Below are 19,159 nucleotides of genomic sequence, written 5' to 3'. Positions count from 1 at the left end.
AAACTCACTGACGCGCCTCAACGCAATATAAGCTTTTGATCGGTAGGCAGTTTCCAGAGCAGGGCGGCGCGCGCCCGGCACAGGAGCTGAACTATGACCCTCGTCAGCGGCTGGGGGCGTTTCCCGGTCGTCGATAGCGAGCTGCTGCGGCCGCGGTCGTTCGAGGCCGTGGGCGAAGCCGTGGTGACGGGCTCCGTGGCTCGGGGCAATGGCCGCGCCTATGGCGATGCCGCGATCGGCGCCGCAAGGACCATCGCGATGACGGGGTTCGACCGGGTCCGGTCGTTCGATCCCGTGACCGGACGCATCCGGCTCGAAGTCGGCGTGCTGCTGTCAGACCTAATCGACACCTTTGGTCCGCGCGGTTTCCTGCCCTTCGTGGTTCCCGGAACGCGCTTCGTCTCGGTCGGCGGTGCCATTGCCGCCGATGTCCACGGCAAGAACCATCATTGCGAGGGCGGTTTCGGCCGCTATGTCGACAGCATCCTGCTGCGCACCGGGCAGGGCGAGACCATCGAGGCCTCGCGCGAACAGAATTCCGATGCCTTCTTCGCGACCGTCGGCGGCATGGGCCTCACCGGGGTGATCCTCGAGGCGACGATGCGGCTACGACCGGTCGAAACGGGGTGGATCCGCGAGCGGGTGATCTCCGCATCCGATCTCGATGCCGCGATGCGCGCGCTCGATGCGGGCGATTCCGCGACCTATTCGGTGGCCTGGATCGATTGTGCCGCACGCGGCAGCGATCTCGGCCGCTCGCTGATCTATCTCGGCGAGCACGCAAGGACGGGCGAGATTGCCGACGGCGCCGGTGCATTTCCCGCCGGCAAAAATCCCGGCCTCGCGGTGCCCGTCGACCTGCCGTCGATGACGCTGAACCGCTACAGCATCCGCGCCTTCAACGAGCTCTACTACCGCATGGGCGCGCGGCGCGCCGGCGCCAGCCATGTGGTCTCGCTCTATCCGTATTTCTTCCCGCTCGACAGCATCAGTGACTGGAACCGCATCTACGGCCGGCGCGGTTTTCTCCAGCATCAATGCGTGATCCCGGAGCTGGGCGCCCGCGCCGTGCTCGGCGAGATCCTCGATCGCGTCGCCCGGCGCGGCGATGCCTCCTTCCTCGCGGTGCTCAAGAAACTCGGCCAGGGCGACGGCATCCTGTCGTTCCCGCTGCCCGGCTACACGCTGGCGCTGGATTTCCCGGTGAAGGGCGACATCCTGAATTTCCTCGACGAGATCGATCGCCTGGTCGTCGCCGCCGGTGGCCGGCTTTATCTGGCCAAGGATGCCCGCCAGTCGCGCGCCACGTTCGAAGCCGGCTATCCGGCCTTGCGGCGCTTCAACGCGATCCGCAAATTGCTCGATCCCGCCGGGACCATCCGCTCAAAACTTTCACAACGCCTGTTCGATGAGGTTTAAGCCGTGACGTCACGCAAGTCCGCAATTGTGCTCGGTGGCTCCTCCGATATCGGCCGCGCCGCCGCGCGCGCCTTTGCCAAGGCCGGATACGATGTCGCCCTCGCGGGCCGTGACGTCGCCGCACTCGAGCCTGACGCCGCCGATCTGCGCGCGCGCTACAATGTCGAGGTTGGCCTCCACAAATTCGATGTGCTCGATACCGCTTCGTTCGAGGGCTTTGTGAGCGGCCTTGCTGCGTTGCCTGATGTCGTCATCTCGATCGTCGGCCTGCTGGGCGTGCAGCAAAATGCCGAGAGCGATCTCGCGCATGCCACCACGATCATGCGCTCGAACTACGAGGGCCCCTCGCTGATTCTCGGCCTGTTCGCGGAAAAGTTTTTGGCGCGCGGCAATGGCACGATTGTCGGCGTGTCCTCGGTCGCCGGCGATCGCGGCCGTGCCTCCAATTATGTCTACGGATCGGCGAAAGCAGGCTTCTCCGCCTTCCTGTCGGGCCTGCGCGCCCGCGCCAGCCGCGGTGGCGTTCACGTCGTCACGGTGAAGCCCGGCTTCGTCCGCACAAAAATGACGGAGGGCATGAAGCTGATCGGCCCGCTCACCGTCGAGGCGCCGGTCGTCGGCGATGCGATCCTCAACGCCGTCGAGAAGAAGACCGACGTCGTCTATGTCAGCGGCAAATGGCGTCTCGTGATGCTGATCATCAAGACGCTGCCGGAAGCGGTGTTCAAGAAGCTGAAGTTTTGACGCGGTTGCGACCCGCACCACAGTCTCGTCATGCCCGGCCTTGTGCCGGGCATCCACGTTCTTGGTGGCCGCGGTGAGAAGACGTGGATGGCCGGGTCAAGCCCGGCCATGACGCTGCGGAAACCTCAAACGCTCATTCGCTGGAACTGCCCGGCCGCGCGAAAACGCCAGAGATATTGCGGGGCGATGGCCTCCAGCGAATCCCCGGCAATGCCGAGGCCTTCCAGCGTCAGCCCCGCCGCCTTGGCCGCCTCCGACACGACATTGTCGTGCTCGAGCAGCGTGACCTGGTCCGGCGTAAGCTTCAGCGCACCCGGCGCGAATTGCAGGAAGTTGGCCTGGAAGCGAGCAACGCCGAACGACAGCGGGACCAGCGCCCGCTTGCGGTCGGTGATGGCCAAAATGGCCTCGATGATCTCGCGCATGGTCAGCACTTCCGGCCCGCCGAGCTCGTAGGTCGCGCCCGCCTTGGCCTTGCCGTCGACCGCATCCGCGATCGCGGTGGCGACGTCGCCGACATAGACCGGCTGCATCCTGGTCTCGCCGCCGATCAGCGGCAGCACCGGCGACATCCGCGCCAGCGCGGCAAAGCGGTTGGTGAACTGGTCCTCGGGGCCGAACATCACGGAGGGACGGAAGATGGTGGCCGAGGGCACCGCGGCCAGCACCGCCGCTTCGCCGGCCGCCTTGGCCTTGGCATAGCGCGAGGGCGATTCCGCATCGGCGCCGATCGCCGAGACATGCACCAGGCGCGCCCCGGCAGCGGCCGCCGCCTTGGCGACGGTCTCGGCGCCCCTCGCCTGGACGGCGTCAAAGCTCTGCGCGCCGCCCTCGGTGAGGATGCCGACCAGATTGATCACGACATGCGAATCACGCATCGCCGCCTCGACCGAGGCCGGATAGCGCAGATTCGCCTGCACGGTGTGGACCTGCCCGACCTTGCCGGAGGGCTGGAGGTATCCGGCCAGTTCCGGCCGCCGCACCGCGACGCGGACCCGGTAGTCCCGCCGGCACAGCGCGCGGACGACATTCCGGCCCAAAAACCCCGATCCGCCGAAAACCGTGACGAGAGTTTCCAGATTCGATGCCATGGGATCCATTCCTGGGGTCCATTCCTGCGGAAAGAGTGCGTGTTATCAGGCTTGTATCGGGCCGGTTTGCGATGCGCAATCCGCATCCCCGCGCAGGTGCCAAGCAGCATTTGACAACCGCGTCACCGAACCGTAGTAACCGCCTCCGTGCCCCAAACGGCATGCCCAGGTGGTGGAATTGGTAGACGCGCTGGCTTCAGGTGCCAGTGGCTTAACGGCCGTGAAGGTTCGAGTCCTTTCCTGGGCACCATCATCTCCCGATGATGTTGATTTTGTTGAAGTTCCTGTTATTCAAGGGTGATCGACCGTCTCAACTGGTACACAGAGACGGTGCACATTCTCCTGAGAATGCCATCGCCAGTTCGCCCAAAAGGTTCTTCGGTCCATTACCTTCGTGAGCGCGTTCCTACGGAGGTCTTCGACAAGGCCAAGGGCCGGATGCTGCAAGTCCCGGTCGGGGATGAGACTTTCCCGTACGCGTTGGCGACAATGGCATCGTGAAGGTTTCGCTTCGTACGCACGATCCCCGTTGTGCGAAATGACGCCAAGCAAAAGGGTCCTTGCCTACCTCGAAGACGTCTGGCGCGGCCTCCGCGAGTGCCCGATACGGCTCAATCACCGGCAGGTCATACCCTCTCTGGCAAATGGTATCGGGAGATGATTTCGGCCCGGTCGCGCTTGTCCGCACAGGCATACCCATCCATCGGCTACGCGCTCAAGCACGAGAAGCCGATGGAGACGCCCTAATCGCGGTTCGATAATGATGTTCGAGCGCGGAGTAGGAACTGGGCGTTCATACCTAAGGTTGGGAATAGGTCAGATTGCTTATTGCCGATAACCAACTCAAAATTGCAACATTGGACTTCATTACAAGGGGGCAGCCATGAATGCTTCAAAGAACATTTGGAGCGCCTAGTGAAGAATCGTTTTGCCGGCCATTACCGACCAACCGACGAAGAGTTCAAGAAACTCTGGAGCGAATGTCTGTTTCTTCCCGATGCAAACATTCTCCTGCACCTTTTTAGGTACGGGGCGAAAACCCGAGCGCAGGTCTTGGAGACTCTCGAACAGCTAAAGCCGCGTGTTTGGATCCCTTACAGAGTCGGATTTGAGTTTCATCGGCGATGGAGGGACGTTGATCAAAACAATAGAGATGCGTACGAAAAATTGAAGAAAGAGATTGAAAGTTACGGCCGGAAGATGGGCGGCTTGTTTGATGAATACACGCGGCATCAAACCATAGATGCGAAGAGCGAGCAGAAAGCTATCGACGAATTCATAAAGGAATTTCTCCGTCGACTATCAACAAGTCAATCCAAGCATCCGAGTCGCAAAGAAGCAGAGCAAGTGTTTATCCAGGTCTCGGAATTGGTGGGGGATGCCATTGGAGAACGCCCTTCCGATACTGAACTGGACGAGATGGTGAAGGATGGAGAGGCGCGATTTGCCGCCGCAATCCCGCCCGGCTATCGCGACGCTAAGACGAAAGAAGGGCAAGACAAATACGGCGATTACTTCATCTGGAAAGAAGCGTTAGACCGAGCCAAAGAGACCGGAAAGCCAATCGTTATCATCACCGACGATGTGAAAGAAGACTGGTGGCAGGAATTTCGAGGCGAGAAGATCGGGCCTCGGCCGGAACTCGTCGAAGAAATGAAGCAATACGCCAATCAGCAATTCTATTTGTACACGTTGAGCCAATTCTTGGACTACGCCGAAACGTTCCTGAATAGGAAGATCGACGCCGCAGCAATTGACGAGATCAAGTCTGACGAAAAGCAACTGAGGGAAGTTGCGCGCCGTAGAGTTGTTTCGAAGCGGAGTGCCGAAAACGAGGTGCTGAGAAGAGTTTTATGGCCAGCCAAGACAGAAAATGGGCGGGAGCTATTGAACAAGAGGCACGCGATTCAAGCCCATGTCTCAATCCTTGAAGGGGATATTGATACCATTCTATCTAGGGATGGCTGGGATGGAGAAGACGCAGAGGCTCTGCGCCAACTGCTCAAGCGGAAGCGCAATGCCTTGATTGGTCTCGCGGAAATCAACGAGGCGATCCAATCGGAAAGAGATGGCGAGGCAAGGGAGGTCATTGTCGTGCAGCCTGATGAGAAGCGCAGGAGATTTTACTTTCGAACGCGGGAGGCCATGAAGACTGACCCGCTTAGTGAGGAGAAAGACGAAGAGGATAACTCTAAAGACGACGAATAAGACTTCGCCCTTTCGCGAGAAACTGCTGCGATGCTGTTGACTCGATTCGATCTCTATTCACGCGAGGTTGCCCGAGCCATCCAGCAGGCCCGCCACGGAGGCTCTCGAGCAGCTGTTGGTTTCAGCTCTCAGCAAATGGCTGTACTTTGGGGAGACTGCGGTCGTCAGTCTTTTTATCACGGCCGAAGCGCAGAATCGATCGATGTCCACCGGGTGTTAGCTCCTCTTTGGCGAAAGCGACGATGGCGCCTCGATTCGCGAACCAGTTGGCGGCCATCGAGGGCGCCAACGCCGGTCTAGGATAGCGAGGCCCACGAGATGGGGGCTCGAGGGCTGACTGAATTCGGTTTTTGGCGACGGCGATGAGCTCCGAGGCGAGTCGCTCTTGGCATCCGGCATGGCCAGCAATTTAGAGGAAAACTGTATTCGATCAGTCGCTCCTTGTGTGGCGTGACAAAGATGGTGCAACGAAGGGGTGCGACCTTGCCGATGCGCCGGGACGGGTCTTGCGTCGGTCATTCAAGCAGCGCATTCCGGCCGAATTGTCGGCGCCTGGCAACCGACCTGACGCGACTGCGGATAGCTCTTGGCGGGTCGCATCGAGATGCGCCCCGAGGCGGCACGCGCAATCGTACTGGTGTTGTGGTGGCCATCTGGCTTGTACCCTCGGTGCGGATGGTTCCCAATCGCGGCCAGTGACAGGCGGGTCGCTTTGAACTCCCATCGCGAGGGGGAAGCGCCCATTCGCCTGCGACGACGTCTCGCCCCGAATTGACTCTCGACTCGACGCGGATTTCGGTGATCGCTCACGATGCCGACGCGTCATTCGGTTGCATCGCGAGCCCGTCACTCCATGCCGCGTGTGACGTCACCCAAACGGCAATCATCTGCTCGATGTTTCGCCGTTTCCAATTCGCACGACAATCTGCGGAGCCGAACGGCTGATAACAATGATGTTGACGGCGATTGACCGCTTGTTGCGGTAACACAAGCGCAAAGCTGCGTGCATGGCCGCCCCTGCAGATTATGCAACGCAGGTCTGTGATTGATGTCCGGCGCAAAACTCGGATAGCCTTCGGGAAGGCCTGACCCCGACAGGGAGTGTGCTTCGTTGAAGAATGATCAAGCGCCAAAGCTTCTTCGACGTGACTTGCTTCGGCTGACGATTGTCGGTGCCGGTGCGTTGGGTGCCGGCCAATTGTTGCCGGCGGCGGCTTCCGCAAAGCCCGTTGATCTCGATCAGAAGCGGAAGGCTCGCTATCGACCTGACTCCCAGGAAGTCAGGAATTTCTACCGCGTCAACAGCTATCCCGCTCGATAGGAGACTTCCGTGCTGATCAGGAAGTCCGAGCGTCGTCCGGAGCGTGCCAGGCTTTTCGATGCGGCGGCCGACGAAGCATCGGCGAAGCTGGACCGGCGGACGTTCCTGAAGCGCTCTGGAGTCACGGCCGGCGCATTGGCCGCGGTGGGTGAACTCGCGCTGCACAGCGTGCGCAAGGCCGAAGCCGGTCCGCCGCCACCCGTCGGCGCAACGGTCACGACCCGCAAGAACGTCTGCACGCACTGCTCGGTCGGTTGCTCGGTGATCGCCAAGGTCGCCAACGGCGTATGGATCGGGCAGGAGCCCGACTACGACAGTCCGATCAATCGCGGCTCGCATTGCTGCAAGGGCGCGGCAGTTCGCGACGACGTGTTGAACGAACGACGCCTGCGTTACCCCGTCAAGCTCGTCAACGGACAGTGGACGCGCATCTCCTGGGAGACGGCGATCGACGAGATCGGCGACAAGCTGCTGGATATCCGCCAGAAGGCGGGGCCCGACTCGGTCTATTGGCTTGGCTCCGCCAAGTTCACCAACGAGGCCGCTTATCTCAATCGCAAGCTTGCGGCGTTCTGGGGCACCAATAATTCCGATCACCAGGCGCGGATCTGCCACTCCACGACGGTCACCGGTGTAGCCAATACCTGGGGCTACGGCGCGATGACCAACAGCTACAACGATATCCGCAACGCCAAGACCATCCTGTTGATGGGTGGCAATCCCGCCGAGGCCCATCCGGTTTCCCTGCAGCACATTCTTGAAGGCAAGGAGCTCAACCGCGCCAACATGATCGTGGTCGATCCCCGGATGACGCGGACCGCTGCGCACGCGACCGAATATGTCCGGGTTCGCCCCGGCACGCATATCGCCACGATCTACGGCATGCTGTGGCACATTTTCGAGAATGGCTGGGAGGACAAGGAATTCCTCGCTCAGCGCGTCTATGGCCTGGATGAGGTCCGGAAGCAGGTTGCGAAGTGGCCGCCCAAGGAGGTCGAGCGCGTGACCGGCCTGCCGGAGGCGCAGGTCAAGCACGTCGCCGAACTGTTCGCCAAACAGAAGCCGTCCACCCTGATCTGGGCGATGGGGCAGACCCAGTTCACCACCGGCACCGCCAATGTCCGCGCCAGCTGCCTGTTGCTGCTCGCCACCGGCAACATGGGGCTGCCCGGCGCAGGCGCCAACATTTTCCGCGGCCACACCAACGTGCAGGGTGCAACCGATCTCGGTCTCGATGTCACGTCGCTGCCGCTGTACTACGGTCTTGCCGAGGAGGCCTGGCGGCATTGGTGCCGGGTATGGGAGGTCGACTACGACTGGATGAAGTCGCGCTTCCCCGACAAGAAGCTGATGGAAACGCCGGGCATTCCCAGCACGCGCTGGTTCGACGCAACCTTGTTGCCAAAGAATCAGATCAGCCAGCCCAATCCGGTGCAGGCCATGTTCATCATGGGCCATGGCGTCAACACCATCACGCGGATGCCTGAAGCGGTGAAGGGCATCGAGAAGCTGGAGTTGCTGGTGGTCTGCGATCCCTATCCGACCGCCTGGTCGGTGCTGTCGGAGCGCAAGAACGGCACCTACCTCCTGCCGGCCTGCACGAGTTTCGAGATGGAAGGTTCGCGCACCAACTCGAACCGCTCCCTGCAATGGGGCGAAAAGATCGTCGATCCGGTCTTCGAATCGAAGAACGACTACGACACCATGTACCTGTTCGCCCGCAAGTTCGGATTTGCCGACCTGATGTTCAAGAACATCAAGGTCGAGAACGGCGCGGTCTCGGCGGAGGACATCCTGCGCGAGATCAACCGCGGCGGCTGGTCGACGGGCTATTGCGGCCAGTCGCCGGAGCGGCTCAAGGCCCACATGAGAAACCAGCACAAGTTCGACCTGGTGACGCTGCGGGCGCCGAAGGATGATCCGGAGGTTGGTGGAGATTATTACGGCCTGCCATGGCCGTGCTGGGGCACGCCCGAGTACAGGCATCCGGGCACGCCGATCCTCTACAATACCAACCTTCCGGTGAAGGAGGGCGGCGGCACCTTCCGCGCGCGGTTCGGAGTCGAGCGCGTCGTGAAGCGCAAGGTGATGGAGAACGGGCAGGAGGTGGAGCGGGAAGATCACGATAATCTTCTTGCCGAAGGCTCTTACTCCGTCGGTTCGGAGATCAAGGACGGTTATCCCGAGTTCACCCTTGGCGTGCTGAAGAAACTCGGCTGGGACAAGGACCTCACGACGCAAGAACGCGAGGTGATCGAGCGCATCAATCCGGCCGATCCCGACAAGGTGTCATGGTCGACCGATCTGTCCGGCGGCATCCAGCGGGTCGCGATCGAACACGGGTGTTCGCCTTACGGAAACGCCAAGGCCCGCATGATTGCGTGGAATCTTCCCGATCCGGTTCCGGTGCATCGCGAGCCGATCTACACGCCGCGTCCCGACCTCGTCGCCGACTATCCGACCTTGCCGGACGCGAAGCAATTCCGCGTGCCCAATATCGGCTTCTCCGTGCAGAAGGCCGCCGTCGATCGCGCAATCTCGAAGCAGTTCCCGCTGATCCTGAGCTCGGGCCGTCTGGTTGAATACGAAGGCGGTGGCGAGGAAACGCGGTCCAACAGATGGCTCGCCGAACTGAAGCAGCACATGTACGTCGAGATCAACCCGGCGGACGCAGCCGAGCGCGGCATCGTCGATGGCGGCTGGGTTTGGGTGACCGGTGCAGAGAACAGCTCGCGGGCCCGGATGAAGGCGCAGGTGACTGAACGCGTCGGCAAGGGCGTTGCCTGGATGCCGTTCCATTTCGCCGGCTGGTACGAGGGAGCCGACCTTCGGGCGAAATATCCAACGGGGGCCGATCCCATCGTGCTCGGCGAGAGCAACAACACGCTGACGACCTATGGCTATGATCCTGCCACCGGCATGCAGGAGCCGAAAGCCACGCTGTGTCAGATCAGGGCCGCATGAGAGGTTAGACCAATGGCACGCATGAAATTCCTGTGCGATGCGGACCGTTGCATCGACTGCAATGCCTGTGTGACCGCCTGCAAGAACGAGAACGAGGTGCCTTGGGGCATCAACCGGCGTCGCGTCGTCACCATCAATGACGGCAAGCCCGGCGAGCGGTCGGTGTCGATGGCCTGCATGCACTGTACCGATGCGCCTTGCGCGTCGGTGTGTCCGGTCAAGTGCATCTACCCGACCGAAGACGGCATCGTCCTGCACGACAAGGATCTGTGCATCGGCTGCGGCTATTGCTTCTACGCCTGTCCGTTCGGAGCGCCGCAATATCCCCAGGTCGGGAATTTTGGCTCGCGCGGCAAGATGGACAAGTGCACCTATTGCGCGGGCGGCGGCGGACCGGAGGCGCCGGGCAGCGCCGAAGAATATGCGAAATACGGATCGAACCGCTTCGGCGAAGGCAAGCTGCCGATGTGCGCCGAGATGTGCTCGACCAAGTCGCTGCTCGCAGGCGATGGCGACATCATCGCCCAGATCTACGAGGAGCGCGTCGAGAAGCGCGGCTACGGCTCCGGAGCCTGGGGCTGGACAACCGCCTATCACGAGGACGTCAAGTCGTAAGGGGACCTGCGCTTACCGCGACGATTAGGGACGAAGATTGGGTATCCGTCATGACGGCTTTCGCACGCATTCGGTTCGTAGCGCTGTTGTTGATGCTGTTCGGTCTCACGACAGCCCCGGTGCTCGCCCAGAAGCTCGGTCCCGACGGGGCGCCCAATCCGACCGCCAGTGTGGCCAATCAGAAGACGCTTCTCGAGCAGGCGCCGCGCATCCAGGGCCGGATCGACATTCCAGATGTCAAAGCCAGCGTGCTGATGCAGCCGGCGGGACGGACCTGGGATTATTTCCACGAGGTCCTGCTGCACTGGGGTGGGGCGGTGGTGATCGTCGGCATGCTTGCAGTGCTCGCGCTCGCCTATCTGATCATGGGCCGGCTTCGCATCGAAGCGGGGCGCTCCGGCCGGACGATTGTCCGCTTCAAGGCCTTCGAGCGGTTCGCGCATTGGCTGACGGCGGTCTCTTTCGTGCTGCTCGGGTTGACCGGCCTGAACATCACCTTCGGCAAGGTCCTGCTGCTGCCGCTGGTCGGCCCGGATCTATTCTCGGACATCTCCCAGGTCGCCAAGTACGTGCACAATTTCACGAGCTTCGCCTTCGTGGCGGGCCTCGTTCTGATCACGGTGCTTTTCTTCCGGGACAATCTGTTCAAGCGAGTCGATGTTGACTGGGTCAAGCAGGGGGGCGGCTTCATCAAGTCGAAACATGCGCCTGCAGGCCGCTTCAATCTCGGTGAGAAATTCGTCTATTGGCTGTCGGTCGCAGCCGGCCTCCTGGTCTCCGCATCGGGATTCGTGCTGCTGTTTCCCTTCTACGGGACCAACATTGCGGACATGCAGATCGCCCAGGTCGCCCACGCCGTCATCGCGATCCTTTTCATCGCGCTGATCCTGGGACACATCTATATCGGCACGCTCGGCATGGAAGGCGCGTTCGAAGCCATGGGTACGGGCGAGGTCGATATCAATTGGGCGAGAGAGCATCACGACCGCTGGCTCGCCGAAAAGCTCGAAGCGGAAGGCCGGCAAGCCCCGGCCACGCCGGCTGAATAGCGCGATCGCGCGCGGACCAACCTGAACCGGGCAATTCAGTTGGAGCGGCCGTCCGGGTCTTGCTTCGCGTCCCGGTCACGCAGGTAATCGTCGGTGGTGCGGACGGTCGGGCCAGGTGCGCCATAAGATTCAAAACCTTGTTCGGCGACGAAGCCGACGCGGCAGTCGCCACACATCTTGATGGCGTCGAGCCGCTGCGCCGAGCCCGAATACATCCAGTGCTGGCCTTCGAGCTTCGCGACCACACGCTCGATGCTGCTCTTGACGCCGAACGGCTTGCCGCAGCGGATGCAGCAAAACGGCTCCTCTTCCTTGAGAACCCGGGTCGGCGCCCGACTGGCACGGAAATCGATCTGCGGAACCAGCGTGATGACGTTTTCCGGGCACGTCGTCCGGCACAGGCCGCACTGAACGCAGGAGTCTTCGACGAACCGCAACGCCGGGCGCTCGGGGTCGTCGCGCAGGGCACTCGTCGGACAGACCGACACGCAGGACAGGCAAAGTGTGCAGCCCGCAGCATCGATCTCTACGGCCCCGAACGGCGCCCCCTCGGGCAACGGAATGACATCGACGGGTGCAGGTGCCGCGCGGTGCAGTTCGGCCAGCGCAAAGCGCAGCACGTCGCGCTTGCCGCCCACGGCGCGGAAGCTCGCAGGGCGCGGAGTGGGCGCGTCGACCGGCGCGGTGCGGAGCGCTTCGATCAGACGGTCCGGATCGTCGGTCGCTATGACGGAAAGCCGGGCTGGGCCGAAGCCGAGTCCGACAAGGATCGGATCGGCGAGCGCGACCGTCCGCGTCAATCCGGAGACGTCATGGCGCGGCTTGGCCCGCAGCAGGAAACGTACCGCCGACACGCCATAGGCAAAAGCCGCGATGATGCTCTCCAACCCGACTTGCGTGACCTCGTTGACCGCGAACGGCAGCACGTTCGCGGGCAAGCCGTCGCCGAACCGCGACAGCGCGTCGATCAGCGGCGCGCCGTGGCTTTCGTCATGGACGAGGACAACGGCCCGCTCGCCGCCCGCCTGACGGTATGCGAGCAGCATGGCACGCAGCTTTCTGACCACCGCGTCCTCCGCCGGCAGCGCATAGGACGCGGCGCCGGTGGGACAGGCCGTCGCACATTGGCCGCAGCCCGCGCAGATGTTGGCGTCGATCGCCACATGGTTGCCGGCAGGCGTGATCGCGCCGGCCGGACAGGAATCGAGACAGCGGGTGCAGCCGGTCCGCTTCGAGCGCGAATGTGCGCAAAGCCCGGCGTCGAAGGTGACGTAGCGCGGCTTCTCGAAGGTCCCGACGAGGTCGCGCGCCTTCAGCACGGCCTGGAGGATAGCTGCGGGACTGCCGGGATCCGCGCGCAGATAGCCGTCGCGCAAGTCGGCCGGAACCAGCGCTGGCCCGCCGGTCAAGTCGAGGACGATGTCGCAGGTCGAACGGGCGTTGTTGCGTGAGGCGCCAAACGTCAGGGCTCGACGCGAGGACGGTGCGGCTTCGGCGAAATCGTCGACCACGACATCGAACGCGCCCAGGTGTCCCTTGACACTCGTTATCCGGCCCTTGGCAATCGGATAGTCGGCGTTACGTGGCGGTGCGATCGCGGCTGGCGGCGCGATCAGCACGGTGACGTCGAGATGCTCCTTCAGCAAGTCGCCAGCCTCGATCGCGGCCTCGTCGCGGCCGTAGATCAGGATGACCCCGCTGCTTTCCAGCTGGACCATCGGCGCGGGTGCGGCGACTTCGGCCGCGGCGGCCAGCAGCGCGGCCATCTTCGGTCCCGCGCGGTCGGCATCGCCGGACCATCCGGCGGTCTCGCGGATGTTGGCAAACTGTATCGAATTCGCACGATTATTTTCGGAAGCAACCTGCGAAAACAACGCCGCCTGTTGCGTGCAGGCCACCGTGAGCGGACCATCTTCGGCGGCGACAGCCTTGAATCGGCCGAGTTCGGCGCCGCAGAGCTGCGTCGCTGCCGTCACTTCACCGCGGCAGCCGCGGCGAATTGCGTCTGCATCGAGCGGCATCGTCCCTTCGCACGAGCAGATCAGGAGGCGCCTGCCGGTGTCAGATATGACGGTCACAATATCTCGCGGCTCCCAAAATAGAGCGGCCACCTACTGGCCCGTTCACCCCCGAAGTATATACTCCGCGTATCGGAAAAGACGACGCCCGTATCATGGGCGCACGATTATCGCTCTCGCCGGGGGCGAGCGCGCAGCGTCGCTGGATTGGCTTCGGAAGCAGGAACCACGTCTCGATCGCGAGAGGGCACATTGATATCGACGAGTCTTGCACGCATTGCTGTCGGTGTCGCAATCGAACGGCGCAAGGCGAAGAGTGCGTGGGCCGATTTTCTGTGGCGGCCCGTCTCGGTGTTCGCGGGAGAGCCGACTGCGAAGCCGTGGACTCCGATTGGAGGCGAAGGCGACGTCACGTTGTTCTACGCCGGTGATGCCGTGATCGAGCTGCACCGGACCGAAACCACCAACTATCGCGAAAATCTCACGTCAGGATCGCCGACGCTGTGGGTCAATTTGCGCCCGACCGGTTCCGAGCCGCCCTACGAGTTGCTCGCGGTCACGGCCGATCCGGCGGAGGGCGAGGCGCTTACCGATGCAGGCAGCAATCTGGTCGAAGCCGTGCCGATGCCACCAGGCATCTCCGAGATCGTCGGCCGGTTCGTCGCCGAGCATCATGTCGAACGACCATTCGTCAAACGGCAGCGCAATCGTTAGCAGCGGCATGAAAGAGATCGATGTCAGAGACTAACGTCTTCGTTCGCTGGGCGCGGCTCAAGCAAGCCTCGAGAAGCCAAAACGCTGAACTTGCTCCGGCCGACCAAGAGCGAGCTGCCGAGCCGTCCGTAGCGAATGACGGGAACGACCAGCCTTTCGATCTCGCCAGTTTACCGTCGATCGAATCGATCACCGCTCACACCGACATTGCGGCGTTCCTGCAGACGGGCGTTCCGGCCGAACTGACGCGCCTGGCATTGCGCCGTGCCTGGGCAACCGACCCTGCGATCCGCGACTTCATCGGAATCGCAGAGAATCAGTGGGATTTCAACGATCCCAACGCAATTCCCGGATTTGGCCCGCTCGATCCGGCGGACAACGTCGCCGATCTTGTCGCGCGGATGTCAAAGGGGCTCGAGCAGGTGGGTGACGCGCTTGCGGACGTGCAGCCGCCAACCGAGCTCATTCCGCAAGGGCGGCCCGATGCCGAACAGCCCATTCTCGAACCGACGATATTGGCAGCTCAATCGCTGCCCGATGATGCGACGGCACGACCGGACCAGGACCGGAATGAGAGCATGCAGTCCGTCAGTCCTGCTGCCGGAGAGCCGCCCTCCCGGCGAGCACGACGTCATGGCAGCGCATTGCCCCGCTAGCAACCGGCAGGATCATATGTCTTGCGCGATCGAACAATGATGGATCCAACTTCAACAATCGCTTCAGTGCGTATCGTCGATGAATTCGACCTCGCCCGGGCGCAGGAATATGCGCTGTTGGCGACGTTGCTGACGCGCAGCCCCGACACGCAGCTGCTGCACCGGATCTCTGCATTGCACGGCGATGCAAGTGCGATGGGCGCGGCACACATGGCGCTGGCGGATGCAGCGCGCCGGACCAACGAGCAGGCCGCATCGCGCGAGTTCTTCGCCCTCTTTGCAGGGTTGGGCAAGGGGGCGCTGCTGCCTTATGCGTCACACTACCTGTCCGACACCCTGTATGGCCGTCCACTCGCGCGGTTGCGGGAAACTCTCGGGGGTCTCGGCCTCGAAAAGGCTCCGGAGCGTACGGAGCCCGAAGATCACGCGGGATTTCTCTGTGAGATCATGGCAGGCCTCGCCGGCGGGAGCCTTGCAGCGCCAGCGGGCGCCGAGCGCCTCTTCTTTGATCAGCATGTCTCACGCTGGATGAGGCGCTTTTTCGCCGATCTCGAGCGCGCGCGGTCGGCTCACTTCTATGCCGCCGTTGGCGGGCTCGGACGGACGTTCATCGATATCGAGGCGGAGGCCTTCGCACTTCCAGGTTGAACACGGCGTTTTGTACGGCCGCTGCACAAATCCGTTTGGGAGCGTGCTAGATTATAGATGTAGGGATCAACAGAATGCGCGTTTTCATAATTGCCTGTCTGTTCGCCGTCGTCGTCGCACTCGGTGCCGCCGGCATCCTTGATCATTTCGTGCAGGAGTCCGCCACAACGGCGTTCGCTGAGTCGAGCGCCCGCGTTTAGCGGTCATTATTGTTTGTTAAGCTTTCTGTTCTCCACATAGACGTGGGAGACGCCATATGCGCCGGTTGCTGATCGCCTGTTTCGTCGTTGCAGCTCTGATCGCCGCTTCTGCTCTGATCTTCAGGACGCAACCTCGCTCGATAGAGCTGTCCGCCGCGGCCATGCCGTCCTTGGTCGAGCTGCACGCCATGGCGGGCGTCCATCAGCTCGCGGATCAGGAGATCGACGATCAGTCGCTCATTTTCCCGGCCAGCGTAAAGCAATAACCTGGCTCCAGACGATCCTGCTCCCGGCCCGCCTAGATCGGCATCTCGAAAGAGAAGGTCGTTTCGCGTCCGGTCGATATCGCACTCAATTTGCCGCCATGGGCCTGGGCGATTTGCGAAGCAATGTAGAGACCAAGTCCCAGACCCTGCTGACTGGGCCGGTCGCCTCGCGTGTATGGCTTGAAGAGGTTTGCCAGCGCCTTTTCGGAGATTGGCGGGCCTTCGTTGGACACCGTCAGATCGAACGTTCCGTCCAAGGTTCTGGCTACGACGTGGATCGGCCTACTCTGGTCACCGTACGTAATTGCATTCCCGAGCAGGTTCGAGAAAAGTTGGCCCATCTTGCTCCGATCGCAGCTGATGGGCACTTCGATCTGGACCGATGAGCTGATCGTCACGGTCGGCCAGGCCGTCCTGAACTCCGCGATGATTTGCTCCAGCACCGGCGCCAAAGGCAGCGTCGCATCTCGCTTGATCGTAAGGCCTCCGCCAAGTCGGCCTCGCGCGAAGTCCATGACGTTTTCGACGATGCCGGCCATGCGATAGACGGCTTTTTGAACGCCGAGCGCGATTTCGGGCGCCCGCCCGGTGTCGAGGTTCTTCAGCAGCACGCGCATTCCCGCATCGACGGCTGCGAGGGGATTGCGAAGATCGTGCCCCAATACGCCGATGAACTGCTCGCGAAGCTCTGCCGTTTTTCGCTCGTCGATGAGATCGGCCTGGCTCCGCTCCAGACGTTGATTGAGTTCGAGCTGCGCAGCGATCAGTTCCGCCAACAGCTGAAACGTGTCGAGGATTTCAGGCGTACGAAGTTGTCGAGGCGTGGGGTCGATGGCGCACAATGTTCCCCAGACGGCTCCGTCGATCAGGACGATGGGAGCTGAGATGTAGCTGCGAAATCCATACATGGCCGGTGTCGGATGATTGCAGAAGACGTCGTCCGTCTGCACATCGTTGATGACGACCGTGTTGCCGTGCTGCCGGATCTCGTTGCAGATGGTCGTCTCGACACGCAGTTCTCCGCCCGGCTCAAGGCCAAAGGCGATGCTGTCCCGAACGGCGCAGCAAATCCATTGATCTGAAGTCACGCGCGCTATCGCGACGAAGCCCATGCCCGTTATGCGTGCGGCCAAATCCAAAACTTTGGGAACTGCCCCAATCTGCTGGACGGCATCCACGTCCGCCTTGATGTCAATTGCCATGGTGAACCCTAACGCCCTACTCTAACAAACGCGATCCTTTGCAAGACGTTCGGTGGAACAAAGAAGCCGTTCAAACCTTATGCTCGGTTATGCCGGAGCATAAGTGTCCAATCTCAGCCAGCATAGGGACGTGATCCTCATCGTGGAAGATGACTTCCTCATCCGCGTGAACGCGGCTGACATGGTGCGGGATATGGGCTTCGATGTCTTCGAGGCGGCCGACGCAGACGAGGCTGTCAATCTGCTGGAGACGGAACCGGCGATCACCGTCGTCTTCACAGACATTCAGATGCCCGGCTCGATGGATGGCCTTCGGCTGGCGGCGGTGATCAGAGATCGATGGCCGCCCGTGCGGCTCCTCATTACGTCCGGCCAAGTCAGCCCGGCAGCGGATGACATCCCGCTCGGGGCGAGGTTCATCCCCAAGCCGTATCTTCCTGCGCAGCTGCACGACCAGCTTGAAATGCTGGCCGGCGGGCGGGCATAGCGGGCTTTTCAAGTCGAGCCCTCAGACCATCCGTCTCCCGGTCCGCTCCGCCACTGCCTTCTGCACAAAGTACATCGCCACCAGCGAGACGATTGCCGACGCGACGACGACGTAGCCGATCCGGTCGAAATGGAGCAGCGAACCATCCGGTTGTTGCGCGATGATGGCGGCGGCGAGGACCGAACCGAGCCCCCCGGAGAGCTGCTGAAGCGACGCGCTGACCGCACTGAACGAGCCGCGCTGGCTGGGGTCGGGGATCGCCGACATCAGCGCCTGCGACGGGATCATGCGCGAGAAGATGCCGACGAACATCAGCACGTTGACGAGGATCGCGGTCGCGAGCGAGACGTGGCCGAGATGGGTGTAGATCAGCACCATGATGACAGACACCACACTGCCGAAGACGAAGGTCGGGTACTTGCCGAACGCGTCGCTCGCCCTGCCGACCAGCGGCCCCGTGACGATGCTGAACAGGCCGGAGACGAGATAGATCGTCGGCAGATGCGTGATGTCGATGCCGAGATTATGCACGGTGAAGGCGCTGGAGAACGGCATCAGCATGTACCCGCCCGTCGCCAGCAGCGTCGTGACGGCGAAGGCCAGCGTATAGCGGGGTTGTCCGACGGTCGCGATCAGATGGCGGAACGGATTTCTGTCCTGCTTAAGCTTCAGATGCGCGTCGACCGGCTCCATGGCGAAGGCGATGACTGCGATCGCGACGATCGACAGGCCGACGATCGCAATGAAGCAGACATGCCAGTTCCAGTGATTGGCGAGAAACAGCCCGGCGGGTATGCCGAGCACCTGGCTCGCGGCGAACGCCGTCTGGACGAAGCCCATCACGCGGCCGCGCAGGTGCAGCGCGAACAAATCGGTGATGATGGCCAGCACGACCGAGCCGATCACGCCGCCGAACAATCCGGTCACGATCCTGCCGAGCAGCAGCACGTGGTAGGTCTGCGCGGCGGCACAGAGCAGGGTCCCGAGCGTGAAGCCGACATAGAAGAACAACAGCAGGCGCTTGCGGTCGAAGCGATCGGCAAAGCCGGCGGCCAGGATTCCCGATAGTCCCGCGCTGAACGCGTAGGCCGAGACCGCGACGCCGAATTGTCCGGCCGTGATGTCGAGCGCCGGCATCAGGATGGCGCCGAGCGGCGACATGATGATGAAATCGAGAATGATCGTGAACTGCGTGAACGCAAGCAGCGCGATCAGGAGCGCCTGGTAGCGCGTAAAGCCGCGCTGGCGTTCCTGTTGGTCGTCGATAGGCGCAGCGAGCGTCTGTTCGGTCATGACACCTGATTTCATTGTGGGCGGGGCGGGCGAGCGCGCGAAAACTGGCAGATGGGGTCGGCCGGGAGGATTTTCACGGGGCGCGCGGCAAAAGCCCTGCCGGAACGCGAAGCTGGCGCCGGGTTGTGGGATCCATGCAACAGCAGGGTGCATGGTTTGGACCCGGCATCCCCCAGGGGCCGCCGGCCCTCAGCCGGATTAAGCCGCCCTTAGCGAATGCCGCCTAGGCTCTCGGCCGTCCATTTCCCTGCTCCCCGGCTTCAG

General features: G+C 62.2%; 16 protein-coding genes and 1 tRNA gene. 13 read left to right on the top strand and 4 right to left on the bottom strand.

Going from position 1 to position 19,159, the window contains the following annotated elements; genetic code table 11:
- The first annotated feature begins 93 nt into the window (after positions 1 to 93).
- Both AB7G19_RS00735 and AB7G19_RS00730 read left to right on the top strand, forming a co-directional pair.
- Entirely contained in the window at positions 94 to 1,419 is a 1,326-nt protein-coding gene (locus AB7G19_RS00735) for an FAD-binding oxidoreductase (protein WP_085404995.1), read from the top strand.
- A gap of 3 nt (positions 1,420 to 1,422) precedes the next feature.
- Positions 1,423 to 2,163 (top strand): SDR family oxidoreductase, encoded by a 741-nt coding sequence (locus tag AB7G19_RS00730; protein ID WP_085404996.1) that lies wholly within the window; start codon positions 1,423 to 1,425, stop codon positions 2,161 to 2,163.
- Between the two features lie 125 nt (positions 2,164 to 2,288).
- Here the strand turns inward: AB7G19_RS00730 and AB7G19_RS00725 are convergent, their stop codons facing one another.
- Positions 2,289 to 3,254 (bottom strand): complex I NDUFA9 subunit family protein, encoded by a 966-nt coding sequence (locus tag AB7G19_RS00725; RefSeq protein ID WP_085405109.1) that lies wholly within the window; start codon positions 3,252 to 3,254, stop codon positions 2,289 to 2,291.
- Positions 3,255 to 3,417: 163 nt separating this feature from the next.
- Here AB7G19_RS00725 and AB7G19_RS00720 point away from each other — a divergent pair.
- The 5 genes from AB7G19_RS00720 (at position 3,418) to AB7G19_RS00700 (ending at position 11,411) form a co-directional block, all read left to right on the top strand.
- A tRNA-Leu gene (locus AB7G19_RS00720) sits at positions 3,418 to 3,504 on the top strand.
- A 665-nt stretch (positions 3,505 to 4,169) separates the two neighbouring features.
- Positions 4,170 to 5,462, top strand: coding sequence for a PIN-like domain-containing protein (locus AB7G19_RS00715; RefSeq protein ID WP_354115255.1), 1,293 nt, complete (start codon positions 4,170 to 4,172; stop codon positions 5,460 to 5,462).
- Positions 5,463 to 6,792: 1,330 nt separating this feature from the next.
- On the top strand, positions 6,793 to 9,747 hold the full coding sequence (locus tag AB7G19_RS00710) for a formate dehydrogenase subunit alpha (protein ID WP_354077200.1): 2,955 nt from the start codon (positions 6,793 to 6,795) through the stop codon (positions 9,745 to 9,747).
- 12 nt (positions 9,748 to 9,759) lie between these two features.
- The gene (gene fdh3B / locus AB7G19_RS00705; RefSeq protein WP_014490880.1) at positions 9,760 to 10,362 is read left to right on the top strand and encodes a formate dehydrogenase FDH3 subunit beta; all 603 of its coding nucleotides are present in this window, start codon (positions 9,760 to 9,762) and stop codon (positions 10,360 to 10,362) included.
- Positions 10,363 to 10,412: 50 nt separating this feature from the next.
- Complete coding sequence (locus AB7G19_RS00700; protein WP_085404999.1) at positions 10,413 to 11,411, top strand: formate dehydrogenase subunit gamma; 999 nt, start codon at positions 10,413 to 10,415, stop codon at positions 11,409 to 11,411.
- 35 nt (positions 11,412 to 11,446) lie between these two features.
- Here AB7G19_RS00700 and AB7G19_RS00695 read toward each other — a convergent pair whose 3' ends face one another.
- The gene (locus AB7G19_RS00695) at positions 11,447 to 13,432 is read right to left on the bottom strand and encodes a 4Fe-4S binding protein (protein WP_354077203.1); all 1,986 of its coding nucleotides are present in this window, start codon (positions 13,430 to 13,432) and stop codon (positions 11,447 to 11,449) included.
- 249 nt (positions 13,433 to 13,681) lie between these two features.
- Between AB7G19_RS00695 and AB7G19_RS00690 the strand changes: the two genes are divergently transcribed.
- From AB7G19_RS00690 to AB7G19_RS00670, 5 genes are all read left to right on the top strand, one after another.
- Entirely contained in the window at positions 13,682 to 14,143 is a 462-nt protein-coding gene (locus AB7G19_RS00690) for a DUF3305 domain-containing protein (RefSeq protein ID WP_441267666.1), read from the top strand.
- A 20-nt stretch (positions 14,144 to 14,163) separates the two neighbouring features.
- Positions 14,164 to 14,799: a DUF3306 domain-containing protein gene (locus AB7G19_RS00685; RefSeq protein ID WP_085405002.1), complete on the top strand. Its 636-nt coding sequence runs from the start codon at positions 14,164 to 14,166 to the stop codon at positions 14,797 to 14,799.
- A 36-nt stretch (positions 14,800 to 14,835) separates the two neighbouring features.
- Positions 14,836 to 15,447: a TorD/DmsD family molecular chaperone gene (locus tag AB7G19_RS00680; RefSeq protein WP_441267665.1), complete on the top strand. Its 612-nt coding sequence runs from the start codon at positions 14,836 to 14,838 to the stop codon at positions 15,445 to 15,447.
- Positions 15,448 to 15,521: 74 nt separating this feature from the next.
- Positions 15,522 to 15,647 carry a hypothetical protein gene (locus AB7G19_RS00675; protein WP_256468676.1) on the top strand — a complete coding sequence of 42 codons (126 nt, stop codon included), beginning with the start codon at positions 15,522 to 15,524 and terminating at the stop codon, positions 15,645 to 15,647.
- Between the two features lie 56 nt (positions 15,648 to 15,703).
- Positions 15,704 to 15,913 carry a hypothetical protein gene (locus tag AB7G19_RS00670; RefSeq protein ID WP_085405004.1) on the top strand — a complete coding sequence of 70 codons (210 nt, stop codon included), beginning with the start codon at positions 15,704 to 15,706 and terminating at the stop codon, positions 15,911 to 15,913.
- A gap of 32 nt (positions 15,914 to 15,945) precedes the next feature.
- Here AB7G19_RS00670 and AB7G19_RS00665 read toward each other — a convergent pair whose 3' ends face one another.
- The gene (locus AB7G19_RS00665) at positions 15,946 to 17,115 is read right to left on the bottom strand and encodes a GAF domain-containing sensor histidine kinase (RefSeq protein WP_085405005.1); all 1,170 of its coding nucleotides are present in this window, start codon (positions 17,113 to 17,115) and stop codon (positions 15,946 to 15,948) included.
- Between the two features lie 103 nt (positions 17,116 to 17,218).
- On the opposite strand from AB7G19_RS00665, the gene AB7G19_RS00660 reads away from it, so the two are divergent.
- A complete protein-coding gene (locus tag AB7G19_RS00660; RefSeq protein ID WP_071908878.1) occupies positions 17,219 to 17,602 on the top strand; it encodes a response regulator in 384 nt (127 codons plus the stop codon).
- Positions 17,603 to 17,623: 21 nt separating this feature from the next.
- Here the strand turns inward: AB7G19_RS00660 and AB7G19_RS00655 are convergent, their stop codons facing one another.
- Positions 17,624 to 18,895, bottom strand: coding sequence for an MFS transporter (locus tag AB7G19_RS00655; protein ID WP_085405110.1), 1,272 nt, complete (start codon positions 18,893 to 18,895; stop codon positions 17,624 to 17,626).
- Positions 18,896 to 19,159 lie beyond the last annotated feature (264 nt).

The sequence above is a fragment of the Bradyrhizobium sp. 215_C5_N1_1 genome, assembly GCF_052075935.1.
In the GTDB taxonomy this organism is placed as follows: domain Bacteria; phylum Pseudomonadota; class Alphaproteobacteria; order Rhizobiales; family Xanthobacteraceae; genus Bradyrhizobium; species Bradyrhizobium barranii.
Note: the sequence above shows the minus strand (reverse complement) of the source record. Positions and strands in the feature narration are given on the sequence as shown.